The following is an 8,591-nucleotide window of genomic DNA, read 5'->3' on the forward strand; positions in this document are numbered from 1 at the left end:
TACTTACCGGATGCTTACGATAGATCTCACGCCATGGTAATGATCGTTGGCAGAGCTAAGCATGCCAGTGTAGGGAGATTTTTTGGGGGACATGGGAACTTACTCCTAGGTTGGTTGATACCCCGCTACTTTAAGCAGATTTCGACCCGTTGTTTAACATCAAATTCACCGAGTGCGGGTGATACCGGGAGATTTGCGCCTGTGGCTGTGCGAAAAGGGAATAGACTTATTTATCGGAGTCACTGCCCGCTTTTGGCCGGTTGTTGCCTGTCATGAGCAGTTGCTTTGAGTCAGATTGCGGCCTATCACGTCCTAGGCTGTATAAAAAGCATGCGGCGTTTTCATGTAAGCGTTTCTACGTAAAATTTATCCGCAGGATTGACCTGCGTTTCCGTGCGCTAGAAGGTGGTTGAGCCGGGAGCTGCCACAAGGTAACAACCCAACTGCCGAAGCACTGACTACTCGATTAGCGTATCAGGCAAAACCAAGGATAAAGATGACATTCATAGTGGCGGCAAGCATGAAGGATTGCGCAATCCTGGCCGCAGACAGAGAAACATTCGCAGTTGAGGCCGGCGCTTCTACCGCTACAGGTAATCCTGCCCGAAAGATCACCAAGACCGCAAACGGCTTCATCACCGCCTCCGGCCTTGTTGAGTTGTTGGACCCGGTGAAACAGAGATTCGCCCAGGGCAATCCTGAAACAATCGGTGAAATGCTCAGGATAATCGAGGCTGAGCAGGAAGCCTTTCGGCGGCGTCATGGGTATACGTCAGGCACAGCAGACTGGATAGCGAAAACGTCATGGAAACTGACGCTACCAATGTCTATTGGCGGGGAGAACACCATCATTTCAGCTGCCTATGACCCTGCCTCGAATGGACTTCTCGGCATCTCCCCCGGGACGGCCATATTCACGTTTCCTGATGCCGTAAGCGAAAGTGAGCAAGCGATTGTGACAGCGCGGATCAACCAGACCTTAGCCAAAGAGGATGTTGGAGTGGTGATTTCCGCAATCCAGGCCTCTGTAGAGTTTCTGATTGCTCAGGGCCGACCAGTCTCGCGGGAGATTGACTTCGCCATCCACACGCTTTCAGAGCTGGCTGAATTCAACACCGATGGTCCTGGCGGTTTTACTGGGTAGCGGCCTGAATCATTCATGAATATGCTCGAGAAACTGATTCTCGCACGGGATTGAAGAAAAGATTGCCTTCGGGGGTTGCCTGAAGGGGAAAGTAAGTCCATAATTGCGTCCGTTGTTTAGACAACAGTTGCGGAAAGCTTTTTACAATCAAAGAGTTAGATGCTTGGTTGAAATCCCGTTTCCCGCTCCAGATTCAGATCAAAGCCACCTCCGGGTGGCTTTTTTGTGTCTAGCTAAAAGCCCCCCCAGCAGCAACTGATCACACGCCCTATAAATCGCAGCGAACGCCCGTGAAAACGCTCTTTGGCGCAGGTCCAAATGCCTAAGACTAATGTCGGGGATTTATTATCAGGCTGAATTTTGCAGAATCGTTGTCACGGAATCCTTCCGAGTGAGTGGAATGTCCCAAATCGGTAATAACAATAAAGTGGAGAATGATGCGATGGATGACAAAGAAAAAGGTGCTGCATATTGGTCGGCGAACCTACGCCTGATCTCTTGGAGCCTGGTGATATGGGCTTTAGTGTCCTTCGGTTTCGGCATCATATTGCGGCCCATGCTGTCCGGCATTTCAGTGGGTGGCGCTGACCTAGGTTTCTGGTTTGCCCAACAGGGCTCAATCCTCGTGTTTCTTGTCCTGATCTTCTTCTATGCCTGGAGAATGAATCGTCTGGACAAAGAACACGGCCTAGAGGAGTAAGCGGATATGAGCCAATTTCTTGTTAACCTATTATTCGTCGGCGGTTCCTTCGCTATTTACGTCGGTATTGCCATCTGGGCACGTGCCGGTTCCACCAAGGAGTTTTATATCGCCGGTGGCGGCGTGCATCCCGTCACCAATGGCATGGCAACGGCCGCTGACTGGATGTCTGCTGCCTCCTTCATCTCAATGGCTGGCCTGATTTCGGTCGGCTATGTCAACTCTTCTTTTCTGATGGGCTGGACCGGCGGTTTCGTGCTGCTGGCGATGCTGCTGGCACCTTACCTGCGCAAATTCGGCAAATACACTGTGCCGGATTTCGTCGGTGATCGCTTCAACAGTAATGCTGCTCGAATAGTGGCGGTTGTCTGCCTGTTAGTGATTTCCACCACCTATGTTATCGGACAGATGACAGGGGCGGGCGTAGCCTTTGCACGCTTCCTTGAAGTGGACAGCACCACCGGTCTTATCATCGCATCGGCAATCGTATTTGTTTATGCAGTACTGGGCGGCATGAAAGGCATTACCTACACCCAGGTTGCCCAGTACGTCGTGCTGATCATTGCTTATACCATTCCCGCCATCTTTATTTCGTTGCAAATGACCGGTCATGTTCTGCCACAAAGCGGTCTGTTCGGAACACACCTCGAATCAGGCGTGCCGATGCTGCAGAAGCTGGATGAAGTGGTTCGTGAGCTGGGCTTCCAGGACTATACCGCTGATGTCACCAACAAGCTGAACATGTTCCTGTTCACCGTGTCGCTGATGATCGGTACTGCCGGTTTGCCACACGTAATCATTCGTTTCTTCACTGTACCCAAGGTTGCAGATGCTCGCTGGACAGCTGGCTGGGCTCTGGTATTCATTGCCCTTCTGTACACCACAGCCCCTGCGGTAGCCTCCATGGGCCGGCTGAATCTGATCAATACCATCTATCCAGACGGTCCGAATGCTGCGCCGCTGGCATATGAAGACCGGCCGCAATGGATTCAGACTTGGGAAGAGACCGGACTTGTCACCTATGAAGACAAGAACAATGATGGCCTGATCCAGATGTACAATGATGTGCCCGCATTTGCCGAAACAGCTGAAGCACGCGGCTGGGCTGGCAGTGAGCTGGTCGTTAACAACGATATTCTGGTACTGGCGAACCCCGAGATTGCGAATCTGCCGTCATGGGTTATCGGCTTGATTGCGGCAGGCGGTATTGCAGCTGCACTGTCCACCGCTGCGGGTTTGCTGCTGGCAATCTCTTCGGCGATCAGTCACGACCTTATCAAGAAGATGATAAAGCCCGACATCAGTGACAAAGGAGAAATGCTTGCGGCGCGTATTTCCATGGCGGTGGCCATCGTGATTGCCACCTGGCTGGGGATCAATCCGCCTGGTTTCGCTGCGCAGGTGGTGGCACTGGCCTTTGGTATTGCCGCTGCAACGATCTTCCCGGTACTGATGATGGGTATTTTCTCCAAACGCATCAACAGCAAGGGCGCAGTATTGGGCATGCTGGCTGGTTTGTTGACTACCACGATTTACATCTTCGTTTATCTGGGTTGGTTCTTCATTCCTGGCACCGCTAGCCTGGCCAACATTCCGGAAAACTGGTTGTTCGGCATCTCGCCGCTGTCGTTCGGTGCAGTGGGTGCACTGATCAACTTTGCCGTGGCCTTCGGGGTAGCTTATGCGACTGAAGCACCTCCGCAGGAAATTCAGGATCTGGTAGAGAGCGTTCGCTATCCGAAAGGCGCTGGCACTGCCGTAGATCACTGAGTACTATCCAAGTCAGAATTGCAGGGCTGAGCCCTGCAATTGGCTGAACCTAAGCGGGCTTCCTTATGGAAGCCCGCCTTATTTCCGGGAAAAGAATTCATGATCTGGCATTTGCTTGCATTGGCTGTAGCGGGTTTGGGTGCAGCGGGAATCGCTGTGCTGTTACGAAGTTTGAGTGGTAAAAGGCTGCCTAAATGGATTGTTCCCATCTTTGCCGGGGCTGGCATGCTGACTTACCAGATCTATTACGAGTACAACTGGTTCGAGCATAAGCAAAGCCAGTTACCTGAGGCTTCACAGGTGGTGGAGATCGATCAGGAGGGTGTCTTCTGGCGCCCCTGGACCTATATGTTCCCGATGACCGTTGGTTTTACTGTGCTGGACACTGACAAGATTGCCCGCGTCGAGCGCGATGGGCAGCGCATCAGTCAGTTCATACTCTATGAGTTCGATAAGGAGTACGTGGACCTGGTGTCCCATCAGACTCACCTGCTCAATTGCACAACACAGGAGCTAGTGCCGATGGCCGAGGATGGCGCATTGCGCGTTTCTGCCATGCGACGGGTCGAGCGCAGTGATCCTTTGTATCAGTCGGTTTGCCAGTGAAACTGAGGAGTTGGCTGCAGGCGCGCCGAGTGTTCAGAGCGCGCTTGCCAAGCTCTGCGAATTGATACATAATGCAGCCCATCGATTGCGCTGGGTTTGGAAAATATCAGTCTTATCAATAAGATAAGGCTAAAATTCAAGTTCTTTGGCGTCGATTTAAAGTTGCGTTTGACTCACCCACAACGTAACAGCTGTATATGAGGCCGGGTGGCAGAGTGGTTATGCAGCGGATTGCAAATCCGTGAACGCCGGTTCGATTCCGACCTCGGCCTCCATTTATTCGTAGTAAGCAGTTCTGCAGTACCGTACTTGCTAGCCCGGATGGCGAAACTGGTAGACGCAAGGGACTTAAAATCCCTCGGAGGCAACTCCGTGCCGGTTCGATTCCGGCTCCGGGCACCACTAGGCTATATAAATCAGCTAGTTACGAATACTCTTCAGCTTTACCCATCAAAAAACCCATCATCCTCAAAACGCTTAAACTTTTACTCTCAGTGACTCGCTGAAACGCTCGGCTATCCATTGCGGATTGTGGCCGGTATGGTCGCAACACCAGCGTAGCATCGGCCCGACTCGCACCACATCATCAAAAGCCTGTTCTGCTTCATAGTTGGCCGCGCCGTATATGTTGACGCCGTGCCAGTATGCTCTGGCATCGTCCAGCAGCAGGGCAAGCACAGCGCACCACATAGCGTACTCGGCGGGCTGTGTATCAGCTTCAGGGGGCTGTGCGCCCCCATCCACCCCACCACCTTCCCCCCAACCGGAAAAGGCAGCAGCCATCATCAGCGGCTCAGCGTGATTTGTGTTGCTCTCTGGCTGAAGCCATGAGCAGTGCCCCCCAACCGGGCCTTGGCGCTTTCGAGCGTGCCGAATATCTCGCGCACCCCTTCAATTTCCGTCCGGTCTGGATTGCCGCCTAACTCGCGGGCCTTGGTTGCCAGCAGATACCATGTCAGGTCTGAATTTTCTTCAAGTTGCAGTACGGCTTGATTCAGTTGTGCCGCCAGTTTAGCCGCCTTGGTAAAATGCGCCTGTATCGTTGTTTTGACGTCGTTGGCTTCCTGGGTCAGCCTTGCAGCTTCAGCCGCGCGTGCATCTTGTGCTTCCCGCGCGGCCATTTCCTCAAGTACGGGCAGGCGATCCTTCAGGATAGACAGCTTGGCTTCATCGTCCCGGATCTGCGCGGCTACCTTGTCCGCTGCTTCATCGTCGCCAGCGGTCAGCATATCGGCGTACTGTTCGCGCATCTCTTCGATAGAAGTCCGGCGGGTTTCAATATCAGACTGGAGTTGTTCCAGACGATTAGCGGCTGTTGTGTTCATGGTGCTTTTTCCCTTTGCGGTTGGTGGATCGTTGGACTTGGTTTTGCAGCTTGGCGTAATCGCGTTTTAGATTGACGAATGACTTCATGGTGGCTGCCTCTACGTTGTTCGCGTTGGGGGTTAAAACCCATCAGTCCAGGCTGACAGGTCATAGGTGTTGCGGGTGCCGATATGAACGGCGCAGCCCGCCACAGCGTTGGCTAGGTCATCGTGCCCGCCGGGTGCATGGTCGATTGAATCCCGACCACCTCGGCTAGTCCGGCGCTCCAATCCCACAAGCTGCTGGCTTATGGCAGGAAGCGGGGGCAGCTCTACCTGTTCGCTGTTGAGCAATGGCAGCAGGTCGCGGTAAAGCTCCGAACGGTTGCGGCTGCTTTTGTCGTACTGAATGCCGTTTTTGCGGAACTGCTCTCGCGGCCATTCCCCGGCGTAGGCATCCCCCGTAACCCGGCTGACTCGATAGGACTTCAGCAGGGCGCAATACTCGACCACAACGGACTCGGGGCTGAATGGCGGCTTTATGGCGCGGGCGCAGTCAATTACAGCGGTGTTGCCGTCCCGGTGCCCAATGGCAAGGGTGAAGCTGTCAGCAACTCCGCCGGACGGATCGACAAAAGCGGTATAGGTGACGCTCTCGGCAGGCGGTAGCTCTACCTGTCCCGGACGGGTGCAAGCTTCCACGGCCTCAATAGAAACGAATGATTCCACGTCAGAGCGGAACTCGGCCCCGTACTCGGCAGCGGCGGCAATGGGGTCATCTGCATAGGCTTCTTCGACAACGTGCGCCGGTAGCTCGGGATTCATCAGCAGGGTGGGTGCCTGGGCCACTAGCACGCGCTCGGAACCCTTCCCGTAGTGGCGCTTGTAGGCACTCCACAGCACACCACGGCGGGCATAAGGGCTTGATAGGGCAATCATCTTGCCCCCAAGCGTTGCAAGGCTAGGGCGAACCGCGTTCAGAATGTCGGCGTCGGGGTTAGCGCCTTCGCTGTGCCAGAACGCTATCTCATCGCAGATAACACAAGCGGCGGTATATCCCCGCGTGCTGCGGTGGCTGGCGGTCATGACTTCAATGGCGCAGCGGTTGGATAGCTCTATGCTCTCGGTCTGATCTCGCATCACAAAGCGGGCCAGCATGGGGTGGGCCAGCAATCCCCGGACATAACGCATTACAGCGCGGGCCTGTTTGCGGTCTGCTGCAATCACCATTACGGTGGCTATCTCGCCGGGTGCCAACTTGGCGCGGTGGTCATTGAATACCGCCTCAAACACGGCCAGCAGGGCTGCTGCTGCGGACTTACCACCACGGCGGCCAATCACTAGCCATAACTCGTCAGCGGCCTGGGTGAGCGGCTCGCGGGCTGTCAGTGTGCGGAATGTCTCGGCTTGCTGCTCGTCCAGATCAAGGCCATAGAATCCGGCTAGCAATGCCCTCCAGCTTGACCATGAATCCCCGCCGTATTGATTCCCGAACAATGCCTGATCTGTCATCAGGTCGCGGATTGTCAGGTTCATGGGGTGGCTCGCTTGGCAAGGTAGCTGGCAAGATCCGGCACGTCATGCGCCACCCGATCAAGTCCAAGCTTGGCTAAGATCCCTTGAAGACTGTTCGCTGCCTGCGTCCACTTACCCACGTCGAAGTCTTTACCCTCGGCTAGCTGCTGCTCCTGGGCCTGCATCCAATACTCAAGCCACAAGGCACGCTCTACCAGTGACCGCTGGGCATAGCTCAAGGCATCCGAACCGCCTAAATCGTCCGTGAACTGCTGCCAGCGTTCCCGCATTACCTGGGCGATACTCGTCCGGCCATCTAGCGACTGGAGCCAGCCTTGTGAGAATCGGTCAGGTGGTGCGGATAAACGGGTCATAGTTGGCCTGTACATACTGGGTATTCATACAGTAATTATAGCAGAACATCGGCTGTTTATGTTGGGTTATTTGTTGGGTTGTGATTTATAAAGCATTGCAGTAACTGATTTGTGGGTGCATAGGGTGCCTGATATAGGAACCAAATCAGGGGCGGCGCAGCAGGGCAGGGTACGGGGTCAAAACGGGGCTAAATGCGGGGCCGATCATTAAGCAATAACCATGCCAGGTATGTGGTTTGTGCGTGACGGGTAGAATTGGCAGCGTTTGTAATATTTGTAAGCGATGTAATTGCCCGTTTTCAAATCCAATTACATGCTGAAAGGCCCGTTCTAGACGCTCTGGAGGGTGATTTGTAATTGTAATTACGGTTTTTGGCCTAACTGCCTGTTTTTTTATATCCCCCCTTATTTTTTGATTATTGAAAAATTAAGAAAATGGCAATTACATTATTACAAATATGCCTCCAGCCGCTCTAGGACAATGCTTTCAGCGTGTAATTGATCTGCGTTTTTTGCCAATTACATTCAATTACAGCAATTACAAAAAAGCCCCGCATCAGCAGGGCTAGTTCGTTGCATTGAGACTATGCGAGGCGCACAGCACCTTTCGGGTCCGGTAGCCGATAGGTATGAACGCCTTTGCCGTCAGCGCTGATAAGGTCGATGATTTCGGGCTTTTTGCGCCTAATGGCTCCAGCCTCCGACTGGGTCAGGTTGTTGTTTATAAACTCGTCGATTATCAGGTTAGGCTTTGGCAGATAGATCCCGCCTTTGAAGGCAACAGTGTTCATCGGATTTTGATCAATCCAAGCCCTGAGCTGCTCCACCAGATCCGGCAGTGATTCCGAGAACCGTTGATAAACAGTATCTAGGCCGTGGATGCGGTGAAACTGGGTCACAGCCTCATCAGCCCACCGGGTCGCCTCTTCGCGTCCCATTGGTCGGAGTCGAGCCACAGCCAGGTTTATCTGCTCTGCGATATAGGCGGCAATGGCATCCCGGTACGCGTCTTTTCCTACCTTGTTGAACAATGGCCGCTGCTCAATACTGCCATGCTCCCGAAAGATGCTCATGCGGTTTGCGAACTGATCCTCTACGCCGTTTTCGCCCACTAGGCTGGCGACACTCTCGGCGGACAAAAACAGCTTAGTGAACACTGCATATTCCGGCCCATCGTG

The 8,591-nt window shown here is 53.7% G+C and carries 9 protein-coding genes and 2 tRNA genes; 6 read left to right on the forward strand and 5 right to left on the reverse strand.

Going from position 1 to position 8,591, the window contains the following annotated elements:
- Positions 1-496: 496 nt before the first annotated feature.
- From K787_RS24145 to K787_RS0121615, 6 genes are all read left to right on the forward strand, one after another.
- Positions 497-1,144, forward strand: coding sequence for a hypothetical protein (locus tag K787_RS24145; RefSeq protein WP_022964863.1), 648 nt, complete (start codon positions 497-499; stop codon positions 1,142-1,144).
- A 442-nt stretch (positions 1,145-1,586) separates the two neighbouring features.
- A complete protein-coding gene (locus K787_RS0121595) occupies positions 1,587-1,844 on the forward strand; it encodes a DUF4212 domain-containing protein (RefSeq protein WP_028615195.1) in 258 nt (85 codons plus the stop codon).
- A gap of 6 nt (positions 1,845-1,850) precedes the next feature.
- Positions 1,851-3,614, forward strand: a complete 1,764-nt coding sequence (locus K787_RS0121600) for a sodium:solute symporter family protein (RefSeq protein ID WP_022964865.1) — start codon at positions 1,851-1,853, stop codon at positions 3,612-3,614.
- 99 nt (positions 3,615-3,713) lie between these two features.
- A complete protein-coding gene (locus tag K787_RS0121605) occupies positions 3,714-4,220 on the forward strand; it encodes a hypothetical protein (RefSeq protein WP_022964866.1) in 507 nt (168 codons plus the stop codon).
- Between the two features lie 201 nt (positions 4,221-4,421).
- Positions 4,422-4,495: transfer RNA gene (locus K787_RS0121610), tRNA-Cys, on the forward strand.
- Between the two features lie 40 nt (positions 4,496-4,535).
- A tRNA-Leu gene (locus K787_RS0121615) sits at positions 4,536-4,622 on the forward strand.
- Between the two features lie 75 nt (positions 4,623-4,697).
- On the opposite strand, the gene K787_RS0121620 is transcribed toward K787_RS0121615, so the two are convergent.
- From K787_RS0121620 to K787_RS0121640, 5 genes are all read right to left on the reverse strand, one after another.
- The gene (locus K787_RS0121620) at positions 4,698-5,006 is read right to left on the reverse strand and encodes a hypothetical protein (RefSeq protein ID WP_022964867.1); all 309 of its coding nucleotides are present in this window, start codon (positions 5,004-5,006) and stop codon (positions 4,698-4,700) included.
- On the reverse strand, positions 5,006-5,545 hold the full coding sequence (locus tag K787_RS0121625) for a hypothetical protein (RefSeq protein WP_022964868.1): 540 nt from the start codon (positions 5,543-5,545) through the stop codon (positions 5,006-5,008). The genes K787_RS0121620 and K787_RS0121625 overlap by 1 nt, the downstream gene beginning before the upstream one ends.
- A 120-nt stretch (positions 5,546-5,665) precedes the next feature.
- The gene (locus K787_RS0121630; protein ID WP_022964869.1) at positions 5,666-7,060 is read right to left on the reverse strand and encodes a terminase large subunit domain-containing protein; all 1,395 of its coding nucleotides are present in this window, start codon (positions 7,058-7,060) and stop codon (positions 5,666-5,668) included.
- The gene (locus K787_RS0121635; protein ID WP_022964870.1) at positions 7,057-7,413 is read right to left on the reverse strand and encodes a hypothetical protein; all 357 of its coding nucleotides are present in this window, start codon (positions 7,411-7,413) and stop codon (positions 7,057-7,059) included. The genes K787_RS0121630 and K787_RS0121635 overlap by 4 nt, the downstream gene beginning before the upstream one ends.
- Before the next feature lie 584 nt (positions 7,414-7,997).
- Positions 7,998-8,591, reverse strand: a 594-nt coding sequence (locus K787_RS0121640; RefSeq protein WP_028615196.1) for a hypothetical protein, incomplete at its 5' end; no start/stop codon positions are given.

This window comes from Halopseudomonas pelagia CL-AP6 (assembly GCF_000410875.1).
Classification (GTDB): domain Bacteria; phylum Pseudomonadota; class Gammaproteobacteria; order Pseudomonadales; family Pseudomonadaceae; genus Halopseudomonas; species Halopseudomonas pelagia.

Bases quoted from the DNA above. Each gene is read 5' to 3' on its own strand.
- K787_RS0121600 (WP_022964865.1), top strand. From the start codon at position 1,851: ATGAGCCAATTTCTTGTTAACCTATTATTCGTCGGCGGTTCCTTCGCT.
- K787_RS0121635 (WP_022964870.1), bottom strand. From the start codon at position 7,413: ATGACCCGTTTATCCGCACCACCTGACCGATTCTCACAAGGCTGGCTC.
- K787_RS0121630 (WP_022964869.1), bottom strand. From the start codon at position 7,060: ATGAACCTGACAATCCGCGACCTGATGACAGATCAGGCATTGTTCGGG.
- K787_RS0121595 (WP_028615195.1), top strand. From the start codon at position 1,587: ATGGATGACAAAGAAAAAGGTGCTGCATATTGGTCGGCGAACCTACGC.
- K787_RS0121605 (WP_022964866.1), top strand. From the start codon at position 3,714: ATGATCTGGCATTTGCTTGCATTGGCTGTAGCGGGTTTGGGTGCAGCG.
- K787_RS24145 (WP_022964863.1), top strand. From the start codon at position 497: ATGACATTCATAGTGGCGGCAAGCATGAAGGATTGCGCAATCCTGGCC.
- K787_RS0121625 (WP_022964868.1), bottom strand. From the start codon at position 5,545: ATGAACACAACAGCCGCTAATCGTCTGGAACAACTCCAGTCTGATATT.
- K787_RS0121620 (WP_022964867.1), bottom strand. From the start codon at position 5,006: ATGATGGCTGCTGCCTTTTCCGGTTGGGGGGAAGGTGGTGGGGTGGAT.